Below are 23,532 nucleotides of genomic sequence, written 5' to 3' on the forward strand. Positions count from 1 at the left end.
AGATCGCGAATGCGCCCTAACGGCTGAGTTAAGCCGTGCCGCGAAGCGGCATCGGCTTGAATGAATTGTTAGCGCCCACGTAGGTCCCTACAAGTCTCACTTTGTACGGCCTCATCTCGTACCTTGAATCCTCCGGACGACTCATAGACCCGGCTACGAACTGACCTTAGCACTGCACGGTCACACTCCCATACGCGGGAAGAGCGATTGATCTTGATGTTTGAGACAGTCCCATCCGTCAGAACGTCGAATTCTGCGCTTGCAGCACAAGTTTTTTCGGGATCCGCGTACATGATGCAGAAGTCTGGCGGAATGATGACCGGCTCCGAGCTAAGGAGCCTAGGTGGGGCAGCGTTGTCCCCCGAGTCGCTGGGTAACGGAGAATGAAACGCAGCTAAAAGTAGTAGTGAGATGAGCATGGGCGCTAACGCCTGAGTTAAGCCGACCCACGAAGTGGGTTCGGCTTGAATGATTGGTTAGGCGGGCTCAGGCAGACCAGCAATAGAGCGGCTGACCGAACACGCCGTGTGCGCCTAGGTTGCTACGGCTCTCCCCCCAGAAGCAATAGAAGCAGTCGTGGTCCGGCTGGTACACCAGCCAATAGCTCTCGCTGTGGGCGACACACTGGCCGGAGATAGAGTTGCCGACCTGCGCATCCGGAAAGCCGGGAGCCATGACCGTAGCTGACAGTTGAAACGGCGTGCAGATGTGTGCGCGGATGTCCGAGGCTAAGCCAGCCAAATAGGTATCGGCGTCGACGCCAGGCCCAATGTAAACGCCGGTCGGATCCGAAAGGGCGTGCTCCAACTTCTCAATCGCCGGTTCGATCACAACCTTGCCTAACGCCTGAGTTAAGCCGAACCGCGAAGCGGTTTCGGCTTGAACGATTTGTTAGCCGCTTTGGCCGCGATGATCACACGACACCCCGCAGTTGAGTGGCGACCTGATTTAGAACCTTGTGGCGGAAGTCGAACAGGTCAGATTGCACGGCAACTACCTGCTCAAGGATTTGTCCGGCTTGCTCCGCTTTGTCCAGATGCCGCTTGCGAGTGCTGCCAAGGAACGCGCCGTGAGCGAGCGACCGCTGCTCGGCGAGGACGCGATGACACACCGCAATATGGTTGGATATTTCAGCAAGCCGCTTATCAACAATGTTGAGCATGCTCAGAGGATCTCGCTCTCCATTTCGGAGCATCTCGTCATAGATGGCGATGGAGTCTCGGAACTCATCAACAATCATCAGATCACCAAGTACGTGGCTGAACGGCTAACGCTTGACCGAATAGTTAGCCGTGAGTGCCACTGCTACGACACACAAACGGCGATATAACAGAGGACCGCAAAGCAAGCCCACCCAAGAAGTCGGAGCCCCTGCAGGCGACGAAGAAGTGCGTGCTGAATGACCAACGTAGCAGCAACATCCTCGCGCCCATGGCATGCGGCCCTCAGGCCCTGCTGCATTGTGTAGCGGCTCTCCCCGTATTCGTCGATGGCCGGATACAGATCATCGTGTTTGGCCCACTGAGCTGCCGAGTATGTGGCGCCGAACCAGTCACGATTTACAGAACCTTTTCTTGCGGCTTGCGCGGCCAAGGCCTCTGATTCGGATTGCCCTTGAGCACGTAAAGCGCGCCAATCGATAGATTCGCTCACGGATCCCCCTCGCGATGATGACTCATGCACGGCTAACGCCTGAATTAAGCCGAACCGCGAAGCGGTTTCGGCTTGAATGAATTGTTAGGCGCCACCCTAGGGGCCGAACCCGGCAGGAAGCAACCTAACCTCTGTGGCCATGCAAATGCCGTTGCCGCCGGAGAGCGGGCGCACCCCCAAGATGATGCCGTGAGGCGCAATCTCTGCTTGGACAATGACCACGGGTTGCTCGGAGCCATCCTCAAGCGACTGGATTGCACAGCAAGGCAGCGCCATTGAGGCGGCGGTGGACTCAGCCGGCACGAAGAAGACTGCGGAGCCGGCAGCTACGTCGGCCTCTGTAGCCGGACGGCCGACAACACATGGTGTGCTGCGCCACTCACATACTGCGATTGAAGCCCAGTGGTCGACCATGATTGTTGTGGCGCCTAACGCCTGAATTAAGCCGCGCCGCGAAGCGGCGTCGGCTTGAATGAATTGTTAGGTGTGCACTCAGCTACGGTCAACGATCTTACTGATCTGCCCACCCTTGAAACAAAACTCTGACTGACCTTTCAGGTCAAGTACGGTCCCGGCTGAAGGGCCGCCGGGTATGTCGGGTAGCGAGCTGGCCCCGGTAAGCAATGTCAGCAATCGCTGAGTCTTGGCCGAGCGTTAGCTTAGTGATGCGCTGCTCACGCTCAGAAAACAGGGACTTGGATTTCTCCGCTAGCTCTCTGAACCCCTCAATGTCGTTTGTAGCCTCAGTGAGTTGCCCACTAGAGTAGTTCTCAAAGCAAACGTCTGGCGATAGAAGCGCAAGCATGCCGTCAATGTCGAAGGAGTTGTAGGCAGCCAAATAGCGGTCTATCAGCTCCTTATTGGTTGAGTTGCTCATAATATCTCCATGCACACCTAACGCCTGAATTAAGCCGACACGCGAAGCGTGTTCGGCTTGAATGAATTGTTAGAGGTCATCTTCTAGGAGCTCCCTAAACGCCAGGGTCTTCATTAAGGATTCCTCCGTTCCGAAAAGTGAGAAAGCGTTTATATTCATGGAATCGAGCTGGCGCAACATCCGAGTACGCGCCTCAGGGACGATTTCAACTTTCACCAGCCGGTCGCTCTCGTCGCTCGGACCACCCAAGGCGTCCTCGTGGGGGTGATATACCCATACTTCATCTTGCCTTGCGACACATGCCGTGTAGTTGGATTGTTGGATCCAGTGGCGCTTGTGAGCCGTTACATACTGGCCGATCGTCGATATCTCAGGTGAACCTACGACACCACCCTTTCCGTGTCCGAGGTTCTCTATGTACATGAAGAGCGCCGCGTTCTCATCCCTGGGCTGTTCTGACAAAGCGAAGTAAAGTGCAACGTAAAGCGACCGGCTCCAGTCAAGTAGTGGGGTGGGGAATCCGTGGTGACGGAGGTAGACCATGAACTCGTACTGTCCCGCTCGCAGTTTCAGCTGCGAGAGCATAAAGGTGTGGCCTTCTTCCTCAGGATTGTCCCATTTGAATGCGAATTTCCTCTCAAGCATTGACTCGATAGCGGGTTTGACTTTGGAGAGGTATCGAACGTAGTCATCAAAGCTGAAGTTGACTAGCCCAAAGCGCTCGAGTGTAGTTTCTAGCCGATAGCTGGCGCGCGACTGCCCGCGGTACAGAGTAGGAGAAACATATGAATGTTCGTGAGGCCTGCCGCCTATCGCCTCGGCAGTCAGATCTGCGGCGATCTTCTCAATGCTTTGTAGTGAGTCAACGGTAAAGTCAGACAAGATGACCTCTAACTAGTATTCGACCCCGGATGCGGGGTGTTGCGCCGAGTATGCGGTGGAACTCGGGTGCTCGCAAAGCGGAGAAATCCGACGGCGGATCAACAGTTTGCCGCAGTTGCATCGGTTGGGGCGCGGATTAGCCTGCCGATGTTATCCGGCGCATGGAGGCGCACCGTGTTATCCGACGGAAGCGGGGTGGTAACGGCAGCCGCGGCGCCGCGCTTGCTGGATCAGGTGCGGGCGCGCTGTCGGGTGCGGCATCTGAGCGTGCGTACAGAGCGGGCCTATGTCGGCTGGATCCGGCGTTTCATTCTCGCGAACGGAAAGCGGCATCCGCGGGAGATGGGCGGACCGGAGGTCGAGGCGTTTCTGACCGTATTGGCGACGCGGCATCAGGTGGCCGCGGGCACGCAGAACCAGGCGTTGGCGGCCCTGTTGTTTCTCTACCGAGACGTGCTTGGTATCGAACTGCCGTGGATGGATGACGTGGTCCGCGCGAAGCGGCCGCGGCGGGCGCCGGTCGTCTTGAGTGGCGAGGAGGTTCAGCGCCTGCTGCTGGCGATGGAAGGGCGACCGGCCTTGCTCGCGAGTCTGTTGTACGGCACCGGCATGCGGCTGATGGAGGCCATGCGCCTGCGGATCAAGGATGTCGATTTCGCGCAGCGACAGATCATCGTCCGTGAGGGGAAGGGCGGCAAAGACCGTCATGTGCCGCTGCCGGACCGCCTGGCGGCCGGTCTGCGCGACGAGATTGCGCGTGCCTTGCACTTGCATGCTGCCGATCTCGCGGCGGGCCAGGGGGCGGTGTGGCTCCCCGACGCGCTGGCGCGCAAATATCCCGGCGCTGCGCGGGAGCCGGGATGGCAGTACGTGTTTCCGGCGCTGCAGCAGTCGCGTGACCCGCGTGAGGGTGTGTTGCGGCGGCATCATCTCGACGAATCGGTCCTGCAACGCGCGATACGCACGGCGCGCTTGCGTATCGGCCTGCACAAACCGGCCAGTTGCCACACGCTGCGGCATTCGTTTGCGACGCACCTGCTCGACGCAGGTCAGGACATCCGGACGATCCAGGCCCTGCTGGGTCACAAGGATCTGTCGACGACGCAGATCTACACGCATGTGCTCCAGCGCGGTGGACTGGGTGTGCGCAGTCCACTGGACCGGCTGCCGGCCACGTGAGCGCGCGGCGGGTGCCTGGACTGGGGCTGGGCGTCGCCGCAGGGCTGGTGTTCGGCGCGATCGCCTGCCTGCAGTTGCCCGGTCTGCCGCCCTGGTGGGTGATGGCGTTTGCACTCGCTGCTGCGTTGGCGGCCTGGGCAGTCGGGCGCGGGCGAGTGGTTGCGGCTGTCGTTGTCGGCGCAGCGCTGTGCGGGTTGCACGCGGCGCATGCCTTGTCGCTGCAGTTGCCGGCGTCGATGGAGCGGGGTGATTTCGGGGTGCGCGGGCAGATCATCGGGCTGCCGGTCCACGAGCCGCAGCGCACAGCGTTCCTGTTTCGCGTGGCGGGCGACGCGTCGATGCCGGCACCGTTGCGCGGTCGACTGTTGCGCCTGTCCTGGTATGACGATCGTCGCGTAGGTCCGGACCTTCGCCGGTATGGGCTGCAGGCCGGCAGCGACTGGATATTCACAGCGCGGCTGCGGGCGCCGCGCGGGCTGCGCAATCCGGGCTGGTTCGATGGGGAGAAACGCGCGATGGCGCAACGCGTCACCGCGGTGGGCTATGTACGCAGCGCCGAGCCGGTCACGCGCCTCAAGGGTGCGCGCGGCGTGGACGGATGGCGCGAACGTGTTGCAACGCGTATCGACGCCGTGGTCGAACGGGACAGTGCGCGCTATGTGCGTGCACTTGCGATCGGCGATACGCGGGCATTGAGCGATCTCGACTGGGAAGCCCTGCGGGCGACCGGGCTGACGCATCTGATCGCGATTTCGGGATTCCACGTCGGCATGGTCGGCGGGTTCTTCGCACTCGTCGCCACAGGCGTGTGGTGGTGCCTGCCGTGGCTGGGGCGGTGGCTGCCGCGGCCGCAGGCGGCGGCGATCGTCGCGTTGCTGGCGAGCACCGTGTACGCCGCAGTCGCGGGCTGGGAGCTGCCCACGGTACGCACGGTGCTGATGATCGCGGTAGTCGTGATCGCGCGGATGGCGCGCCGACATCTGCGTATTGCCGATTCACTGGCCTACGCCGCGATCGCGGTGGTGCTGGTCGATCCGATGGCGGTGCTCTCCGCCGGCTTCTGGCTCAGCTTCGCCGGTGTCGCGTGGCTGGTCTGGTGCCTGCCGGACGCACGCGATCAATCGAAGCTGCGCGGCCTGCTGGTCTCGCAATGGGTGGCGACCATCGGCCTGCTGCCGTTGACGGTGGTCCTGTTCGGGCAGGCCTCGCTGGCGGGGCCGATCGCCAATCTCGTCGCGATCCCCTGGTGGAGCCTGATCGTGGTGCCCCTGGCGCTGATCGGCACGGGGCTGGAGGCGCTGCAGTCGGGCGCGGGTGACTGGGCCTGGCGCAGTGCGGCCTGGGCCTTCGATCTGAGCTGGCCACTGTTCGACTGGCTGGCCGCGAGTCCGGTCTCACTCTGGTGGCTGCCCGAGCCGCACGGGCTGGCGCTGCCGCTCGCGCTGCTCGCCGCATTCTGGATGCTCCTGCCGCGTGGGGTGCCCGGAAAATGGTTGGCCGCGCTGTTGTGGCTGCCGTTGCTGTGGCCGGACCGGAACCTGCCACGCGACGGCGAGGCCGAGCTGGTCGTGCTCGACGTCGGTCAGGGCCTGTCGGTGTTGATCCGTACCGCGCGCCATGCGGTGCTCTACGACACCGGGCCGGCGATACCCGAAGCCTTCGATGCGGGCGAACGCGTCGTGGTGCCGGCCCTGCAGGCGCTGGGCGTGCGCCATCTGGATGCCATCATCGTGAGCCACGGCGATGCCGATCACGCGGGCGGCTTCGGCGCCGTGCAACGCCGCTTCGCAGCGCCGGTGGTCTTCGCGCCGCAGTGGGACCGGGTGCCGGGCGCGTTCCCGTGCCTGATGGGCAGTGCCTGGCGGATGGACGGTGTGACGTTCCGGTTCCTGCATCCGGACCTGCATTTCCCGGCGTTCCGTAACCCGTCGAGTTGCGTGCTCCGCGTCGAGACGCCACACGGCGCGGCGCTGCTGCCGGGCGATATCGATGATCTGGTTGAGCGGCTGCTGGTGCGGCGCGATGCATCGGCGCTCGCGGCCGATGTCGTGATCGCTGCGCACCATGGCAGCCGCAGCTCGTCCGATCCGGCGTTCGTGCGTGCCTCCGGCGCCGCGGTCGCGATGATGTCGGCGGGTCACGGCAACCGCTTCGGGCATCCGCACGAGGAGGTGGTCGAGCGCTGGTCGAGGGCGGGGACTGCGGTGGGCAGCACCGCGGGCGGCGGGGCGACCCGGTTCCGGTTGCAGGCCGGTGGACTGGCGGTCACGCAGGAACGCGTCAGCCGAGCCCGGCTGTGGGACGCCGCACGCCGCGCTGCAGAGCGCGAAGCGCCGCCGGAGGCGGCCGGGCAGGCTGGGCTATCCTATTCCCCGGATTGAACAGGCCATCGGCCGAAGGGGTGGGTGTGCTCGAACTGGTGAAGGCTGGCGGCTGGCCGATGCTGCCCCTGCTGCTGCTGTCGGCTGTCGCGCTGGCGATCATCGTCGAGCGCTTCTGGGCGCTGCGCCGCAAGGCGGTACTGCCGCCTGGCCTGGGCGAGGAGGTCCGCGCCTGGGCTGCGCGCGGCACGCTGGACCCGGCGCACATCGAGTCGCTGCGCGGCACTGCGCCGCTGGGCGCGCTGCTCGCCGCCGCGCTCGACGTGCGAAGCCGCCCGCGCGAGGAGATCCGCGAGCGGGTCGAGGATGTCGGCCGCCACGTCGCGTTCCGCATGGAGCGCTATCTCAATGCGTTGGGCACGATCGCCGCGGCCGGGCCGCTGCTGGGTCTGTTCGGCACCGTGGTCGGCATGATCCAGATGTTCATGGGCGTCATGGACCACGGCGTGGGCGATGTGAACCAGCTCGCCGGCGGCATCGGCAAGGCGCTGGTGTGCGCGGCGGCGGGCATGATCGTCGCCATTCCGGCATTGATGTTCCACCGCCATTTCCGTGCACGCATCGACGGCTACATCGTGCAGATGGAGCACGAGGCGATCGCGCTGATGGACGTCATCGACCCGCGCAACCGCCGCCCCGTGCAGGCGCCGGTGCAGGGCTGACGCATGCGCATCCGCGACCGCCGCGCCGAGGACACGCCGGAACTCAACCTCGTGCCGCTCATCGACGTGATCCTGGTGCTGATCATCTTCTTCGTGATCACGACCACTTTCGATGCGCGCTCGGTGCTGAAGCTCGAACTGCCGCAGGCGACCGGCGAGCGCAACGATGCGCAGGACGGCACATTGAGCCTGCTGATCAATGCCGACGGTCGCTACTTCGTCGACGACCGCGAAGCGCTGCGCACCGATGTCGAATCGCTCAAGCGCACGATCGCGGAAGTCGCGGGCGACGATCGCGACCGCACCGTGCTGCTGCGCGCCGATGCGCGCACCCCGTGGCAGGCGGTGGTGACCGCCTACGATGCGCTGGGCCAGCTCGGCTTCAAGCGCATCGCGAATGCGACGGCGCCGCAGACGGCGGCTGCGCCGGCGGCGGCCACGCAAGAGGAATGAGATGAGTAGTGTTGTGGACAAGGCGCAGCACGACGCGCCGACGCCGGGACCCGCGCGCGCCGATCGCGCCTGGCCGGTCTATCGCCGGCTGCTGCAGTTCGCCACCGACTATCGTGGCCTGCTGTCTGTCGCGCTGGTCGGCATGCTGATCGAAGCGGCCGCGGGCGGCGCCTTCACCAAGATGATGGAACCGATCATCGACGAGACCTTCGTCGGGACGAACGCGGGCGTGAACCTGTGGCTGCCGGCGGCGATCATCGGCCTGTTCGTGATGCGCGGCATCGCCGGCTATCTGGCCGACTACAACATGGCCAAGGCCGGCCGCGGCATCGCCCGCGATCTGCGCGTCATGGTGCTCGGCAAGTACCTGCGTCTGCCGGGCATGCGCTTCGATGCCGAGCCGGTGCCGTCGATGCTGATACGCCTGGGCTCGGACTCCGACCAGGTGTCGCAGGCTGCAGTGGACGCTGCCAAGGTGATGATCCAGCAGTCGCTGCAGATCATCGCCTCGCTGATCGTGATGCTGTGGACCAGCTGGCAGGTGACGCTGACGATCCTGGTCATCGCGCCGCCCTTGTCGTGGATCATGGGCAAGGTCGCGCGTCGCTACCGCCGGGTCAGCCACAACATCCAGGACAGTTCGGCGCTGCTGCTGCAGGCGGCCGACCAGTCGCTGAGCAACCAGCAGGAAGTGAAGATCTACGGCGCCCAGGCGGCCGAGAACGCGCGTTATCGCGCGGTCGCCGATACGCACATGCGGCTGAACCTCAAGGTCGAGGCGACGCGCGCGATCTCGTCGGCGGTCGTGCAGCTGATGGGCTCGGTGGGTCTGGCGCTGTTGATCGTCATCGCGGGCTACGAGGCTTCGCAGGGTCGTCTGACCGCCGGCGGCTTCGTCGCGCTGATGATCGCGATGATGGCGATCATTCCCGCGCTCAAGCAGCTGACCAACGTGCAGAACATGCTGCAGCGGGGTGTGGCTTCGGCCGAGCGCCTGTTTGAAATCCTCGATTCGGACGACGAGCGCGACACCGGCTCGCGGCCGCTGGCGCGTGCGCGTGGCGAGATCGAGTTCCGCAACGTCGGCGCGCGCTATCCGGGCCAGAACGCGCCGGCCTTGCAGGACGTCAGCTTCATCGCCAAGCCCGGCACGGTGACTGCGATCGTCGGTCGCTCCGGCAGCGGCAAGTCGACGCTGATCAAGCTGATCCCGCGCTTCTACGCGCAGGCCGAAGGCGAGATCCTGCTCGACGGGCATCCGATCGATGATTACAAGCTCTCCGATGTGCGCCGTCAGATTGCACTCGTGGGACAGCAGGTGATGCTGTTCGACGACACGGTTGCGGCGAACATTGCCTATGGCGAAATGGCGGGCGTGTCGCGCGAGGCACTGGACGCGGCGATCCGCGGCGCCAATGCGATGGAGTTCATCGAGAAGCTGCCCAAGCAACTCGAGAGCGGCATCGGCAGTCGCGGCGGTCGCCTGTCGGGCGGCCAGCGCCAGCGTCTGGCAATTGCCCGCGCGATGCTCAAGGACGCGCCGATCCTGATCCTCGACGAGGCCACCGCCGCGCTCGATACCGAATCCGAGCGCCTGGTGCAGGACGCGCTCGAACATCTGATGCCGGACCGCACGACGCTGGTCATCGCACATCGCCTGTCGACCATCGAACACGCCGACCAGGTGCTGGTGCTCGACCACGGCCGGCTCGTCGAGCACGGCACGCACAAGCAGCTGCTCGAACAGGGTGGCCTGTACGCGCGGCTGCATCGCATGCAGTTCCGCGAGGGCGACGCTGGATGAAGGCGCCGCGGTACTGGTTCGACGGCAGCCGTCCGCCGTTGCATGCCCGCGCGCTCGCCCGGATCTACGGCGCGGCATCGCGGCTGCGATTGAAATTCGTACGCCCGCGCAAGGTCTCCAAGCCCGTGCTGGTGATCGGCAATCTGATCGCCGGCGGCAGCGGCAAGACGCCGCTGACGATCGCGGTCGTCGCGCGTCTGCAGGCCGCGGGCTGGACGCCGGGTGTCGCAAGCCGCGGGTATGGCCGCGACGACGCCGGCACGCCGCGCTGGGTCGAGCCGGTCACCGATCCGAAACTGGCCGGCGACGAGCCGGTGCTGATTGCCGCGCGCACCGGCGCCAGGGTGCGCGTCGACGCCGATCGCGTCGCGGCCGCCAAGGCGCTGATCGCCGCCGGTTGCGACATCGTGGTCTGCGACGACGGTCTGCAGCATTACCGCCTGCGTCGGGATGTCGAGATCGAAGTCATCGACGGCGCGCGTCGCTACGGCAACGGTCTGCTGATCCCCGCCGGCCCGATGCGTGAGCCGGCGACGCGCAGCGCCGCTGTCGATTTCCGCGTGCTCAACACCGGCAGCGCGACCGACGTGGCCGCCGAATTCGGCGAGTGGCCGATGCGGCTGGAGACCGGGCAGGCGCTGCCGCTGGTGGGTGGTCGTGCGCTGCCGCTGTCGCGTTTCGCCGGTCAGCGCGTGCATGCAGTCGCAGGCATTGGCGATCCCGAACGCTTCTTCGCGACGCTGCGCAGCCATGGCATCGCGATCGTCCCGCACGCCTTCGCCGACCATCACCGCTACACCGCCGAAGACCTGCGGTTCGGCAGCGACCTGCCGGTGCTGATGACCGAAAAGGACGCGGTGAAGTGCATGCGCTTCGCCGGCGAACGCCATTACAGCGTGCCGGTGTCCGGGGAGCTGCCGGAAGCGTTCTGGATCGCCTTGCTGGACCGGTTGACCAAGCTGCGCTGATTGAGCGCTGGCCGACGTGGCTCGCTTCAGGCCCATCTCCCTCGGAAGAGAAAGGCGTAAGGGCTGACGTTCGCCCTACGGGAACAACGAACTTGTTCTGCTTGAGCCCCTCTCCCTTTGGGAGAGGGGTTGGGGTGAGGGCAACGCTCGCGACGCGTTGTGTCCGCGCATCAAGTCTGGTGGGTTTCGCCGCGCTACGGATCGCTGTGCGTTGGCCTCGCCTTGTGCTGGCCAAGACGGCGCCGCACAGCCGCACGCACCGCGATCTGTGACAATCCCCGCATGAGCACATCCACCGGTTTCGTCGTCGCCATTCCCGCGCGTTACGCATCCACCCGCTTGCCGGGCAAACCGCTGCAGCTGCTTGCCGGCGAACCGCTGGTGCTGCATGTCGCGCGGCGCGCGCTGGCGGCGGGCGCGGACGAGGTCTGGGTGGCAACCGATGACGTACGGGTGCGTGAGGCGCTCGCCGGCACGCCGGTGCAGGTGGCGATGACGTCGGCCGAGCACCCGTCCGGCACGGACCGTCTGGCCGAATGCGCCGCGCGCGCCGGCTGGGATGACGCGCGCGTGGTCGTGAATCTGCAGGGCGATGAACCCTTTGCGCCTGTGTCCGGCATCCAGGCCGTCGCCGCGCTCGCGGCGCAGCCGGGCGTGGATCTCGCGACGCTGTGCGCGCCGGTGACGGACGTCGAAACCCTGCTGGATCCCAATGCGGTCAAAGTCGTGCGGAATGTCGACGGTGATGCGCTGTACTTCAGCCGCGCGCCGGTGCCGTGGCCGCGCGATGCGTTCGCGCGCAGCCGCGACGTCATGCCGGATGGCGAGTGGTGGCGGCATATCGGCATCTACGGGTATCGCGTGGGCTTTCTCAAGCAGTTCGCGGCGATGCCGCCAGGGCGGCTGGAACAGATCGAGATGCTCGAACAGCTGCGTGTACTCGAAGCCGGGCACCGCGTTGCGGTCGGCATCGCCAGCGAGCCGTTTCCGCCCGGCGTCGATACGCCCGAGGATCTCGCCCGCGCGCAGGCGCGTCTGGCAGCCGGAGCATGACCCGCCTGCTGGTGGTGTGCCTGGGCAACATCTGCCGCTCGCCGATGGCCGAAGGTGCGTTGCGCGCGCGGATCGAGGGCGCGGGCCTGCGCGACGTGATCGAAGTCGATTCCTGTGGCACTGGCGACTGGCATGCCGGCAATCCGCCGGACCCGCGCGCGATCCGCAACGCCGCTGGTCACGGGGTCGACATCTCCGGCCTGCGCGCCCGCGTGCTCGGTGCTGCGGATTACCGCGAATTCGACGTACTGCTGTGCGCCGACGCCAGCACCTTGCGCATCGTCCGCGACCGCCGGCCCCCGGATGCCACAGGCGAGATCGCGCTGTTCCTCGACTGGGCCGGGCAGGGCGGCGGGGACGTGCCGGACCCCTATACCGGCGACGCGGCCGGCTTCGAATCGGTCTGGCAACTGGTCGATGCGGCCGCCTTGGAGATCGTCGCGCGGCATCGACGCGGCGCCCCAGCCGTTCGCGCATAATCCGGGCATGACCGACGCCGCGACCGCTCCCGAGTTCCCGGCCAGCCTGGAGTGGCTGAACCTGACCGACCCGCTGCGCATGGCGCAGCTGCGGGGAAAGGTCTGTGCGCTCGCGTTCGTGAATCTCGCATCGGCCTGGTCGCAGCAGCGACTGGCCGATCTGGGCCATCTGCGTGCGCGGCATCGCGAGCGGCTCAACGTCGTCGCGGTCCATGTGCCGCGGTTCGATGCAGAGCGCGAGGCGCGTCGCGCCTCCAAACGCGCGCATCGCCAGCAGGTGGAATTCCCGGTCGCCCACGATGCTGACTGGACCTTGTGGCAGCACTACGGCATCGAAGCCTGGCCGACGGTCGTGCTGATCGACGGCGAGGGCCGCGTGCGCGAGCGCATCGTCGGCGAGGGCGGGATCCGCGCGCTCGACGCGCGCGTGAGTGCACTGGTGGCCGAACTCACGCCGTACCCGGTCAGCGTCGATCCGATCCGCATGCGTCGCAGCGGCGAGCCGCCGTTGCCGCTGCTGTTTCCGGTCGGCCTCGCGCTCTCGGGCAATTTCCTCTACGTCGCCGACAGCGGTCATCATCGCGTACTCGAATGCGACACCAGCGGCCGCGTGCTGCGCCAGTTCGGCAGCGGCAGTCCAGGTTTCATCGACGGGCCGATGGAGCTGGCCGCGTTCACCCGGCCGCACGGTATCTACGTCGAGCGTGACGTGCTGTACGTGGCGGACACCGGCAACCATGCGGTGCGCCGCATCGAGCTTCGCACCGGCGATATCGCGACGATCTGCGGTGCGGGTCGCCCGGGGATTACCGCCGACGGCGCGCTCGGCGATCCGCGTGCGGTCGCGCTCGACCAGCCGCGCGACGTCGTGCTCGTCGGCGACAAGCTCTACATCGCGTGCGCCGGCGACAACCGCATCTGGCGGCTGGATCTCGGCCGTTCGGCGATCGAGCTGCTGGCGGGCAACGGCAAGCTGGCAGTGATGGACGGTATCGGCTCGATGGCGTCGTTCGGCGAGCCCGTGTCGCTGGCCTGCGTGCAACAGACGCTCTACGTCTGCGATGCCAGCGGATCGGCGGTCCGCAGCGTGCACACCCGCACCGGCGCGGTCTCGACGCTGGTCGGCCAGGATCCGTGGCAGTTCGGTCGCGTCGACGGGCCGCGCACCGACGCCCGAATGCAGCATCCGCAGGCGCTCGCGCTCGAGCCCGATGCGCCGGTGCTGTGGATCGCCGATGCCGGCAACGACAGTCTGCGCCGCCTGCGTCTGGGCGGCGGCGAACTGACCTCCTTCGAACTGCCGCAGCGCCTGCATGCGCCTGGTGGCCTGGCGATCGGCGGTGATGCGGTGTGGATCTCCGACACCGATGCGCACGCCGTGCTGCGGCTCGACCCGGTCAGCGGCGCCGTGCGGCACGTTCCGATAGGCGAATGACCGGGCCGCGCAAGTCAAGCGGCGGTGGCGTGATGTTCGACGGCAAGGCGTTCGTCGCTGGGCTCAGTACCGCACCGGGCGTCTACCGCATGTATGCGGCGGACGACACCGTGCTGTACGTCGGCAAGGCCGCGGATCTGCGCAAGCGCGTGGCGAGCTACTTCAACGCCTCGCCCAAGGTCACCCGGACCATGGCGATGATCGCGCAGATCGCGCGCATGGAAACCACGGTCACGCGCAGCGAAGCCGAAGCGCTGCTGCTCGAAAACCAGCTCATCAAGTCGCTCAAGCCGCGTTACAACGTATCGCTGCGCGACGACAAGAGCTACCCGTATGTGCTCGTGACCAGCGACGACTGGCCGCGCATCGCGGTGCATCGCGGGCCGCGCAATGTGCCCGGCCGCTACTTCGGCCCGTATCCCGGTGTGACCGCGGTGCGCGAAACGCTGAACCTGATGCAGAAGCTGTTCAAGCTGCGCAACTGCGAGGACAGCGTCTTCCGCAACCGCTCGCGGCCGTGCCTGCAGCACCAGATCGGCCGCTGCACCGCGCCTTGCGTCGGCATGATCTCGGCGCAGGATTACGGCGATGCCGTGCGTCGCGCCTCGCTGTTCCTCGACGGACGCAGCGACGAGCTCACGCAGGAAGTCACGCGCGACATGGAGGCGGCGGCCGAAAAGCTCGATTTCGAGGACGCCGCGCGGCTGCGCGATCTGCTCGGCAACATGCGCAGCATGCAGGCGCGCCAGTACGTCGACGGCAAGGTCGCCGAACTCGACGTACTCGCTTGCGCGATGCAGGGCAGCCAGGCCTGCGTGCTGCTGCTGGCGTTCCGCGACGGTCGCAATCTGGGCACGCGCGCGTTCCATCCGCGCACCAACGGCAGCGATGATCCGGCCGAGGTGCTGGCCGCGTTCGTCTCCCAGCATTACGCCGAGCAGACGCCGCCGCGCGAGATCGTGCTCGACCGTCCGATCGAGGACGTGCCACTGCTCGAGCAGGCCTTCAGCGAATCCACCGGTCGCCGCGTGCAGATCAAGACCAGCGTGCGCGGCGATCGTGCGCGGTACGTGGATCTTGCGCGCCGCAATGCCGAGATCTCGTTGGCGACGGAAATGAGCAGCCAGGCCGCGCAGAACGCGCGCGCCGAATCGTTGCGCGAAATGCTCGGGCTCAGCCAGCTCGCGCAGCGCATCGAGTGTTTCGACATCAGCCACACCATGGGCGAGGCGACGGTTGCCTCCTGCGTGGTGTTCGACGCCGCCGGGCCGGTGCGCGGCCAGTACCGGCGCTACAACATCGCCGGCATCGAGCCGGGCGACGATTACGCGGCGATGCATCAGGCGCTGACCCGGCGCTTCCGCAAGGCCGCCGACGCGCGCGCTGCCGAGGTCGCCGCGGTGGAGGCGGGCAACGACGTGCCCGCGGCCGCGGAGGGCGCAGGCATCCTGCCCGACGTGTTGCTGATCGACGGCGGCACCGGCCAGGTCGCGCAGGCGCGCGCGGTGCTCGACACGCTGGGGATCACCGGCATCTGTCTGGTCGGCGTGGCCAAGGGCGAGGCGCGCAAGCCCGGTGACGAGACCCTGCTGCTGCCGGACGGGCGCGCGCTCAAGCCCGGCGCGGCGTCACCGGGCCTGCAGCTGGTGCAGCAGGTACGCGACGAGGCGCATCGGTTTGCGATCACCGGTCATCGTGGACGCCGGCAGAAGGCGCGCACCACCAGCCGGCTCGAGGACATTCCCGGCATCGGCCCCCGCCGCCGTGCCAGCCTGCTGAAGCATTTCGGCGGTCTGGGTGGGCTCAAGGCCGCCGGCGCCGAGCAGATCGCCCAGGTCGAAGGCGTCAACGCAGCGCTCGCGCAGCGCATCTATGCGACCCTACACGGGCTCGACCCCGGCCCAGGCGCCGGACACGACTGAATCCCCCACAGGCGTCCGATGAAATTCACGATTCCCACCTGGATCACACTGATGCGGATCATGTTGATCCCGGTGCTGGTGCTGGTGTTCTACCTGCCGTTCCAGTGGACCAACTTCGCCACAGCGATCGTGTTCGCGTTCGCGTCGATCACCGATTGGCTCGACGGCTGGATCGCGCGCAAGTACCACCAGTACTCCGCATTCGGTGCGTTTCTCGATCCCGTGGCCGACAAGCTGATGGTCGCCGTGGCGCTGTTTCTGATCGTGCAGGGCCACCCGACGCCGTGGATGGCGTTCTGGGCGGCGGTGATCGTGGGCCGCGAGATCGCAGTGTCCGCGCTGCGCGAATGGATGGCCGAACTCGGCCAGCGTGCAACCGTGCGTGTCGCGGCGATCGGCAAGATCAAGACCATCGCGCAGATGGTCGCGCTGCTGTGCCTGCTGTACTCGGTGACGCCCGACCAGCCGCCGCGTCCGCTGCCGTGGCTGGGCCGCGAGATCTTCATCATCGGCGACTGGCTGCTGGCGATCGCGGCGATCCTGACGTTGTGGTCGGGTCTGCTGTATCTGCGCGCGGCGTGGCCGATCATGCGCGCTGCGGAGAAGAACAAGTATTGACACCTTGGCGGCGACGGGTAGAATTTCGCCTCCCAAGCGGGAATAGCTCAGTTGGTAGAGCGCAACCTTGCCAAGGTTGAGGTCGAGGGTTCGAGCCCCTTTTCCCGCTCCAGTTTCGAAGACGACGCCCCGGGTTGTATGCGGGGTTTCGTTTTTGTCGACAGGATCCAAAGTCCTGCACGGCGTCACCGGCCTGGTGGCAGAGTGGTTATGCAGCGGATTGCAAATCCGTGTACGCCGGTTCGATTCCGACCCAGGCCTCCAGCCGGCGCACCGTCCAGGTGGCAGGCAGGTTACAATTCGGTTCCATGCGGGAATAGCTCAGTTGGTAGAGCGCAACCTTGCCAAGGTTGAGGTCGAGGGTTCGAGCCCCTTTTCCCGCTCCAGTTCGAAAGGCCCTGCAGATGCAGGGCTTTTTCGTATCTGGCGTCGCGTCTGGCGCGCGACAGTTCCAATTGGCGGCGCACTGGCGCACGCTGTCGATCGCCTGCCCGGATGGCGAAACTGGTAGACGCACCGGACTTAAAATCCGTTGGCCGCAAGGTCGTGCCGGTTCGATTCCGGCTCCGGGCACCATTGTCGGTCGCGGCTTTCGCGAACCGATCTCACAGTGCGCCGCCGTTCGCAGCGGGCCAGCGCGTGTCTTCACCGTCGCATACAGGGCATCGGTTCAGGGTTCGACCAGAGCGGACGCAATACGGGTCGACGGCAGGGACGGACACGCCGCGGGGGTGTCCCGGCAAAGGCGCCACCACGATGATTTCGAGACTCCGGAACAATTTTCGCCTGGCCATCATCACCCTGCTGGGGTCGGTGACTGCCGTCGTGCTCGGCAGTTTCCTGGTCTGGCGGCTCGCGCGTGGTGACTGGGGGGTGGCGGCGCTGGATGCCACTGTCGTTCTCTCGATGATCGCGATCGTGCGGCTTGCCTGGTGCGAGGGCCAGACCGAGCGCGCTGGCGCATGGATGGTCGTGCTGAACTCGGGCTTCGCGATCCTCGCGTGCCTGACGCTCGGGCAGACCGCAAGCGGTTGGGTCTACGTCGTGCTGATGACCAACTTCTATCTCGCGCCATTGCGCGTCGCCACGTGGAGCGGGGCGCTGCTGCTGCTGATCGCGTCCGCAACTCTGTTGTGGCGCGATGTCGGTCCGTATCACATCAGCACGTTGGTGACGTGGTCGCTCGTCTACGCGTTCTCACTGGTGTTCGCGCGGCGCCTGCGTACGCACAGCACCTCGCTGGAGCTGCTGGCCAGCCTCGATCCGCTCACGCGCATTCCCAATCGGGGCATGCTCGAGGCCGATCTGCGCCATGCCATTGCAACCGGCCGGAATGGCCGGGCCGGCCTGCTGATCCTCGACATCGACCGCTTCAAAGCCGTCAACGACACCTTCGGCCACGCCGCCGGTGATGCGGTGCTGATCGACCTGGCCGCGTTGTTGCGCGACGAACTGCGGCAGGACGACGCCGTCTACCGCTTCGGCGGCGAGGAATTCGTGATGCTGCTGTCGGTGTTGTCGGAACAGGCACTGACACGTGCAGCAGAGCGCGTGCGCGATGCAGTCGCTTCGCGACTGGTGGGCCCTGGTGGCGCGATCACTGTGGCGGTCGGCGGCGCGATGCTGTCGGCCGAACGCGACTGGCAGGACTGGTTCGCGCGCGCGGATGCGTCGCTGTACCAGGCCAAGCGCGCAGGTGGCAACGCGATCCACATTGCCGAGCCGCTCTGAGGTGCCTGGGGATCAACTCTGTCCAACGTGTTGCGCCACGTCACCGGTTCCCGCGTCATCCCACGCGTCGGCTACGGCGCGAACCTTCGCGGTACGGACCCGACGTACCGCCGCCAGTCTGCGCCGCCAGCGCAACATCGCACCCGCGATCGACACAATGGCGAGTCCCGCTGCGGCGACGAAGATCCAGGGCGCGAGCGTGGCGAGCGGCGAGAGAATCGACCCCGCGGTGTTGCGCAGCGCGAGGGCGAAGACCGCGCCCGTGATGAGGATGTAGAGCGGCAGCACCAGTACCCGCCAGATGGTGCGCGGCGAAATCATGTGACCTCCCGACGCGGGTCCACCGCGTCCAGTCCGACCACGGGCGCCGCGTCCGGTAATCCGCGTAATGTGCGGAAATGCGCCGCAGCCGAGGGACGCGCCGTATCCCAGCCGATCGCCCGCGGCATCCCTTCCCACTGCGCGCGCAGCACCGGCTCGAGCTCATGCCAATCGGCGTCCGGCAGGTCGGCGTGCGCAGCCCGCGTCATCTCAGCGAGGATCACCGGGTTGTAGGCAGGCTGCGACATGGGGAGGGCGTGGCGGAGGTGGGATCGGATGCGACATTAGGCAGCCGCCCGCCAAACCGCCGTGAAGCGGAAGGACCTGCAACGGAACATTCAGTTTCCGCTGGCCCCGCGACGGGTGGCTACCTACCATGGGTCCAACGTGCAGCACGGGCCGGACCGGCCTGCCGCTGGATTCCACAGTCGTCCGGGGAGGATGGCGGGCCGGTCTCGAGACCGGTGGTCGTTGAAAAGGGAACCCGATGGTCCGCTATCTCATATTTGTACTCTGCGTCGCACTGGCGCTGATCTCGATCGTCATGGCAGCGCTGCAGCAGTCGCTCGGCTGGGCGATCGCGGCGGTACCGTTCATCGCGCTGTCGGTGCTGGGCACGGTCGATCTGTTCCAGAAGCGTGCGACGCTGCGCCGTACGTACCCGCTGATGGCGCACTTTCGCTACGGGCTCGAGTCCTTTCGCCCGGAGATCCGCCAGTACTTCATCGAGGACGACCAGGACGAGGTGCCGTTCTCGCGCCAGCAGCGCGCGCTGGTCTATCAACGCGCGAAGAACGTCAGCGATGTCGTGCCGTTCGGCAGCGAGTTGCCGATGTACGGCCCGCATTACGAGTGGATCAACCATTCGCTGGTGCCCGCGCATGCCGCGTCGCATGACTTCCGTGTACCGGTCGGCGACGAACGCGCGCAGCCGTACACGGCCAGCGTGTTCAACATCTCGGCGATGAGCTTCGGCTCGCTGTCGGCGAACGCGATCCGCGCATTGAATCTCGGCGCGAAGCGCGGCAACTTCTTCCACGACACCGGCGAAGGCGCGATCTCCGATTACCACCGTGAGCATGGCGGCGATCTGGTGTGGGAGATCGGTTCGGGCTACTTCGGCTGTCGCGATGCCAGGGGCCGCTTCGACGAAGACCTGTTCGCACGCCACGCGGCCGATCCGCAGGTGCGCATGGTCGAGTTGAAACTCTCGCAGGGTGCCAAGCCCGGCCACGGCGGCATGCTGCCCGCCAGGAAGGTCACGCCGGAGATCGCGGAAACGCGTGGCATTCCAGTCGGCCAGGACTGCGAATCGCCAGCCGCGCACTCCACTTTCTCCACGCCGCTGGGTCTGCTGGAATTCGTCGATCGCATGCGCACGCTTTCGGGCGGCAAGCCGGCGGGCTTCAAGCTCGCGATCGGGCATCCCTGGGAGTGGTTCGGCATCGCCCGCGCGATGCTCGACAGCGGGATCCTGCCGGACTTCATCGTCGTCGACGGTGCCGAGGGCGGCACCGGCGCGGCGCCGTCGGAGTTCATCAACCATGTCGGCCTGCCGCTGCAGGAAGCGCTGATGCTGGTCCACAACACGCTGGTCGGCATCGGTCTGCGCGACCGCATCCGTGTCGCCGCGGCGGGCAAGATCACCAGTGGTTTCGATATCGCGCGCACGCTGGCGATGGGCGCGGACTGGTGCAATGCGGGCCGTGGTTTCATGTTCTCGCTGGGCTGCATCCAATCGCGCACCTGTCATACCGACCAGTGCCCGACCGGCGTCGCGACGCAGGATCCTGCGCGCTGGCGCCTGCTCGACGTGCCGGACAAGGCGAACCGCGTGTTCCATTTCCACCAGAACACGCTGAAGGCGCTGCGCGACATGATCGGTGCGGCGGGACTGGAACATCCGATGCAGATCGGCCCCGAACACATCCTGCGGCGCGTCACGCCGACCGAGGTGCGTTCGCTGGCGGCGCTGTATCGCTTCCTCGAGCCGGGCGAGCTGCTGACCGGCGTGCCCGAGCACGCGGTGTTCAAGACCTTCTGGCCCAGCGCCCGCGCCGACAGCTTCGCGCCGCCGGCGCGGGCGTCGGCGATGCATGTGGCGAAGCGGACGCATTGAGGCGCCATTGCCTGCCCGTGCAAGCCTGCGCCTGAGCGAGGCGCTGGACGTCAGAGCAGGTCCAGCAACCGCTCCGTCGGCCTGCCGATGACCGCACGTTCGCCGTGCACCAGAATCGGCCGTTCGATCAGGACGGGATGCCGGACCATCGCGTCGACGATCGCATCGTCGTCGACTGCCGCATCTGCGAGTCCGAGCTCGCGACAGGCCGCCTCACCGGTGCGCAGCAAGGCGCGCGGCGCGATGTCGAGGCGACCCAGCAGCGTGCGCAGGGCGTCTGCATCGAGTGGCGTGTCGAGATAACGCACGACATTGACATCGATGCCACGCGTCTGCAGCAGTTCGAGCGCGGCGCGCGATTTCGAGCAGCGCGGGTTGTGCAACAGGGTCCAGGTCATGCCGGTGGTAGGTCCGCAGAAGCCGATGCGTCGTTGTAGCGGCTGACGACCGCGGTCGCGGTGACGTGGGCGGTGGTGTTGGCGACGGTGGCGAAGGCGTCGGGCAGGGTGTCGACGGCGAGCAACACGCCCAGCGGTTCGATCGGCAGGCCCATCGCCTGCGTGACCGGCAGGTTGTTGGTCATGAAACTCACCTGGCCCGGCAGTCCGACCGACCCCATGCTGATGACGATGCTCAGACCCACTGCGATCGAGAGCTGCGCGGGCTCCAGCGCAGCGCCGTACATCCAGGCGATGAACACCACGACGCTCAGATACTGCGTGGGACTGGCGATGCGGAACAGCGAGACCGCCATCGGCAACACCAGCGAGGTCACTGCCAGCGGATACCCCAGACGGTTGCGCGCGCTGTCGATCATCACGGGCAGCGATGCGAGCGAGGATTGTGTGCTCGCGGCGATCGCCTGCACCGGCAGCAGTGCGGCGGCGAAGCGCGGCAGGCGTTCCCTGGCGACGGTCACCGCGACCACGTACATCAACAGCGTGATCGCCACGTACAGCACGCACTGCAGTGCGATGTAGTAGCCAAGTGCGGTCAGCACGCCGAGGCCGACATGCGCGCAGACCGCCAGCACCAGGGCGAACACGCCGACCGGCGCGGCCCACAGTACCCAGCGCACGACGACGATCATCGCGTCCCCGATCGTGCGCACCAGATCGAGCATGCGTGCCCGGCGCTCGGGTTCGAGCCGGGTCAGCGCGAAGCCGAAGAACATCGAGAACACGACCAGCGGCAGCATCGCGCTGGCGGCCGCGGCCGCGATCGCATTGCTCGGAATTACGCTGGTGATCCACAGGCCGAAACTGGGCGCCTGTGGCAGCACTTCAGGGGCCTGGATGGCGGCGCGGAACGCGGCGACCAGCGATTCGTCGCGTGGCACCAGTGACAACAGCGCAGGCGCGGCGATCGCGGCGAAGGTGCCGCAGACCGCCAGCAATACCGCGAACGTGGCCATCGCCATGCGCGCGTTGCGACCGGAGGCGGCTGCATCCGCCGCGCCATTGATCCCGACCACGACCAGCGCCGCGACCAGCGGCACGACGGTCATCTGCAACGCGTTGAGCCACAGCTTGCCGACGGGTTGCGCAAACTCGGCGACGCGCAATGCGGTGTCAGGGTTCCATGCCGCCAGTGCGAGGCCGACCACTGCGCCAGCCAGCAGCGCCAGCAGCACACGGACGGAGGCGGGGAGGGTGCGACGTGCAGGAACAGCATCGTTCATGGGGCGTGGTCGAATCGGCAGACCACCGCAGGATGCCATGCGGCGCGACGATCACGCGGTCTGCGCTGCATCAGCTGTGCGGGCCCAGATCGAGCGCGAGCGTGTCGCGGATGCCGTCGACGAAGCCCGCACGCAGGTACAGCGCCTTCGCACGCGGATTGTGGTGATGCACTTCGAGCCGCAGCACGGCCGTGCCCCAGAGGCGCGCCTGTGCACTGGCGATCTCGAGTGCCTGCGCGCCGAGTCCGCGGCCGCGCGCGGTCGGTGCGATGTAGAGCTCGTCGAGCAGCGCGTGGTGACCGCCCTGTTCGAGGCTGAAACCGCGGGTCAGCGCCATGTAGCCGGCGGTGCCATCGTCGCCAAGCAGCAGCAGCGCACCACAACCAGGATCCGACAGCAGCGCAGACACCGCGCGCGGTGTGGCGACGTCGTCGAAGCGCAGGCGGTCCTCGAGGTAAAAGGCGCGCATCATCGCGAGTACCGCGGGCAGATCGTCGAGTGTGGCGATGCGCGAGACCAGCGGCGTCGCGGGGCTCATCGCGGCAGCGCCGGCAGCTGCCAGGCTGCCTGTAGACGCGCGTACTCGGCGTCGGGCAGCAGCACGAAGCGCGGCGTACGCGCCGGATCCAGCCAGCGCAGCAGCGCATCCATCGCTGCATCGCTCATCGCTGTACAGCCTGCGGTGGTCTCGTCGGGACGCCGCAACAGGTGGGCGAAGATGCAGCTGCCGCGGCCGGCTTCACCGCTCGCGTTGTGCTCGATGACGAAGCCCTGGCGGTAGCGCACGTCGCCATCGTTGTGCAGATCGAGACGCATGCGTTCGCTGGAGCCTTCCACCGCGGCCGCGCCGACGTCCTGCTCGTCGACGATGCGGTTGTAGAGCGGTGACGCCGGCACGTCGATGCAGTAGTGCGAGGCCTGCATCGGCAGGTAGGGCAGGGCGCCGACACCGGTGGGTGCGTAGCCGAAGGCCTCGCCGATCGCGAACACGCCGGCGGGCGCGCGGCCATCACCTTCGCGTTTCTGCGGCTCGCCCGTCTGCGCCGGATGCAGGCCGATGCCCCAGCCGCTGCCGCTGCGGCCGAGCATCACCGGCACCGCATCGCCAACCGCGCGCCAGGGGCCGTCGCCATCGCGTTCGAAACGCTGCATGCGCGCCCGCGCGGCGTCCCAGTCAGCGGACGTCACGACGACGAGCTGCTGCGCGTCTGTCAGCGGTGCCGCACCCGACGTCCGTGTGGTGCTGCAGGCGGCGAGCAGCAGTGTGGCCAGCAACAGCGCAGCGCGCGCGGCACATCGATGGAATCGGGGCAT

The 23,532-nt window shown here is 66.5% G+C and carries 23 protein-coding genes and 4 tRNA genes; 17 read left to right on the top strand and 10 right to left on the bottom strand.

Features of this window, described 5'->3' with window-relative positions:
• Positions 1-486: 486 nt before the first annotated feature.
• From AC3IRM_RS06045 to AC3IRM_RS06060, 4 genes are all read right to left on the bottom strand, one after another.
• Entirely contained in the window at positions 487-831 is a 345-nt protein-coding gene (locus AC3IRM_RS06045; protein WP_489205326.1) for a hypothetical protein, read from the bottom strand.
• An 82-nt stretch (positions 832-913) separates the two neighbouring features.
• Positions 914-1,240, bottom strand: a complete 327-nt coding sequence (locus AC3IRM_RS06050; RefSeq protein WP_394001996.1) for a hypothetical protein — start codon at positions 1,238-1,240, stop codon at positions 914-916.
• 972 nt (positions 1,241-2,212) lie between these two features.
• A complete protein-coding gene (locus AC3IRM_RS06055) occupies positions 2,213-2,530 on the bottom strand; it encodes a nuclear transport factor 2 family protein (protein ID WP_489205327.1) in 318 nt (105 codons plus the stop codon).
• A 69-nt stretch (positions 2,531-2,599) separates the two neighbouring features.
• Positions 2,600-3,412 carry an FRG domain-containing protein gene (locus AC3IRM_RS06060; RefSeq protein WP_489205328.1) on the bottom strand — a complete coding sequence of 271 codons (813 nt, stop codon included), beginning with the start codon at positions 3,410-3,412 and terminating at the stop codon, positions 2,600-2,602.
• A gap of 174 nt (positions 3,413-3,586) precedes the next feature.
• Here AC3IRM_RS06060 and AC3IRM_RS06065 point away from each other — a divergent pair, with 174 nt between their 5' ends.
• The 16 genes from AC3IRM_RS06065 (at position 3,587) to AC3IRM_RS06140 (ending at position 18,097) form a co-directional block, all read left to right on the top strand.
• Positions 3,587-4,591: an integron integrase gene (locus AC3IRM_RS06065; protein WP_489205329.1), complete on the top strand. Its 1,005-nt coding sequence runs from the start codon at positions 3,587-3,589 to the stop codon at positions 4,589-4,591.
• Complete coding sequence (locus AC3IRM_RS06070; RefSeq protein ID WP_489205330.1) at positions 4,588-6,972, top strand: DNA internalization-related competence protein ComEC/Rec2; 2,385 nt, start codon at positions 4,588-4,590, stop codon at positions 6,970-6,972. The genes AC3IRM_RS06065 and AC3IRM_RS06070 overlap by 4 nt, the downstream gene beginning before the upstream one ends.
• 26 nt (positions 6,973-6,998) lie before the next feature.
• Positions 6,999-7,634, top strand: a complete 636-nt coding sequence (locus AC3IRM_RS06075) for a MotA/TolQ/ExbB proton channel family protein (RefSeq protein WP_489205854.1) — start codon at positions 6,999-7,001, stop codon at positions 7,632-7,634.
• 3 nt (positions 7,635-7,637) lie between these two features.
• Positions 7,638-8,087, top strand: coding sequence for an ExbD/TolR family protein (locus tag AC3IRM_RS06080; protein ID WP_489205331.1), 450 nt, complete (start codon positions 7,638-7,640; stop codon positions 8,085-8,087).
• A gap of 1 nt (position 8,088) precedes the next feature.
• Positions 8,089-9,891 (top strand): lipid A export permease/ATP-binding protein MsbA, encoded by a 1,803-nt coding sequence (gene msbA, locus AC3IRM_RS06085; RefSeq protein WP_489205332.1) that lies wholly within the window; start codon positions 8,089-8,091, stop codon positions 9,889-9,891.
• Positions 9,888-10,859: a tetraacyldisaccharide 4'-kinase gene (gene lpxK / locus AC3IRM_RS06090; RefSeq protein ID WP_489205333.1), complete on the top strand. Its 972-nt coding sequence runs from the start codon at positions 9,888-9,890 to the stop codon at positions 10,857-10,859. The genes msbA and lpxK overlap by 4 nt, the downstream gene beginning before the upstream one ends.
• A gap of 282 nt (positions 10,860-11,141) precedes the next feature.
• Positions 11,142-11,912 (top strand): 3-deoxy-manno-octulosonate cytidylyltransferase, encoded by a 771-nt coding sequence (gene kdsB, locus AC3IRM_RS06095; RefSeq protein WP_489205334.1) that lies wholly within the window; start codon positions 11,142-11,144, stop codon positions 11,910-11,912.
• Positions 11,909-12,391 carry a low molecular weight protein-tyrosine-phosphatase gene (locus AC3IRM_RS06100; RefSeq protein ID WP_489205335.1) on the top strand — a complete coding sequence of 161 codons (483 nt, stop codon included), beginning with the start codon at positions 11,909-11,911 and terminating at the stop codon, positions 12,389-12,391. The genes kdsB and AC3IRM_RS06100 overlap by 4 nt, the downstream gene beginning before the upstream one ends.
• A 7-nt stretch (positions 12,392-12,398) precedes the next feature.
• Entirely contained in the window at positions 12,399-13,826 is a 1,428-nt protein-coding gene (locus tag AC3IRM_RS06105; protein ID WP_489205336.1) for a thioredoxin-like domain-containing protein, read from the top strand.
• Between the two features lie 32 nt (positions 13,827-13,858).
• Entirely contained in the window at positions 13,859-15,748 is a 1,890-nt protein-coding gene (uvrC, locus tag AC3IRM_RS06110; RefSeq protein ID WP_489205855.1) for an excinuclease ABC subunit UvrC, read from the top strand.
• An 18-nt stretch (positions 15,749-15,766) separates the two neighbouring features.
• On the top strand, positions 15,767-16,366 hold the full coding sequence (pgsA, locus tag AC3IRM_RS06115; RefSeq protein WP_232136035.1) for a CDP-diacylglycerol--glycerol-3-phosphate 3-phosphatidyltransferase: 600 nt from the start codon (positions 15,767-15,769) through the stop codon (positions 16,364-16,366).
• A gap of 36 nt (positions 16,367-16,402) precedes the next feature.
• Positions 16,403-16,478: transfer RNA gene (locus tag AC3IRM_RS06120), tRNA-Gly, on the top strand.
• 78 nt (positions 16,479-16,556) lie between these two features.
• Positions 16,557-16,630, top strand: a tRNA-Cys gene (locus AC3IRM_RS06125).
• A gap of 46 nt (positions 16,631-16,676) precedes the next feature.
• Positions 16,677-16,752 (top strand) — tRNA-Gly (locus tag AC3IRM_RS06130).
• Between the two features lie 103 nt (positions 16,753-16,855).
• Positions 16,856-16,942: transfer RNA gene (locus AC3IRM_RS06135), tRNA-Leu, on the top strand.
• Positions 16,943-17,122: 180 nt separating this feature from the next.
• Positions 17,123-18,097, top strand: a complete 975-nt coding sequence (locus tag AC3IRM_RS06140) for a GGDEF domain-containing protein (RefSeq protein ID WP_489205337.1) — start codon at positions 17,123-17,125, stop codon at positions 18,095-18,097.
• A gap of 12 nt (positions 18,098-18,109) precedes the next feature.
• Here AC3IRM_RS06140 and AC3IRM_RS06145 read toward each other — a convergent pair whose 3' ends face one another.
• Both AC3IRM_RS06145 and AC3IRM_RS06150 read right to left on the bottom strand, forming a co-directional pair.
• Entirely contained in the window at positions 18,110-18,418 is a 309-nt protein-coding gene (locus AC3IRM_RS06145) for a hypothetical protein (RefSeq protein WP_489205338.1), read from the bottom strand.
• Positions 18,415-18,666 (bottom strand): hypothetical protein, encoded by a 252-nt coding sequence (locus tag AC3IRM_RS06150; RefSeq protein ID WP_489205339.1) that lies wholly within the window; start codon positions 18,664-18,666, stop codon positions 18,415-18,417. The genes AC3IRM_RS06145 and AC3IRM_RS06150 overlap by 4 nt, the downstream gene beginning before the upstream one ends.
• Before the next feature lie 296 nt (positions 18,667-18,962).
• On the opposite strand from AC3IRM_RS06150, the gene AC3IRM_RS06155 reads away from it, so the two are divergent.
• Positions 18,963-20,537, top strand: a complete 1,575-nt coding sequence (locus AC3IRM_RS06155; RefSeq protein WP_489205856.1) for an FMN-binding glutamate synthase family protein — start codon at positions 18,963-18,965, stop codon at positions 20,535-20,537.
• A 50-nt stretch (positions 20,538-20,587) separates the two neighbouring features.
• Here the strand turns inward: AC3IRM_RS06155 and arsC are convergent, their stop codons facing one another.
• The 4 genes from arsC to AC3IRM_RS06175 all read right to left on the bottom strand — a co-directional run bounded on the left by arsC (position 20,588) and on the right by AC3IRM_RS06175 (position 23,532).
• Positions 20,588-20,935 carry an arsenate reductase (glutaredoxin) gene (gene arsC, locus AC3IRM_RS06160; RefSeq protein ID WP_489205340.1) on the bottom strand — a complete coding sequence of 116 codons (348 nt, stop codon included), beginning with the start codon at positions 20,933-20,935 and terminating at the stop codon, positions 20,588-20,590.
• On the bottom strand, positions 20,932-22,218 hold the full coding sequence (locus tag AC3IRM_RS06165) for a dicarboxylate/amino acid:cation symporter (RefSeq protein WP_489205341.1): 1,287 nt from the start codon (positions 22,216-22,218) through the stop codon (positions 20,932-20,934). The genes arsC and AC3IRM_RS06165 overlap by 4 nt, the downstream gene beginning before the upstream one ends.
• A gap of 70 nt (positions 22,219-22,288) precedes the next feature.
• Entirely contained in the window at positions 22,289-22,756 is a 468-nt protein-coding gene (locus AC3IRM_RS06170) for a GNAT family N-acetyltransferase (RefSeq protein WP_489205342.1), read from the bottom strand.
• Positions 22,753-23,532, bottom strand: a complete 780-nt coding sequence (locus AC3IRM_RS06175; protein WP_489205343.1) for a L,D-transpeptidase family protein — start codon at positions 23,530-23,532, stop codon at positions 22,753-22,755. Before AC3IRM_RS06175 ends, AC3IRM_RS06170 begins: the two co-directional genes overlap by 4 nt.

The organism is Luteimonas sp. KH_071 (assembly GCF_057838005.1).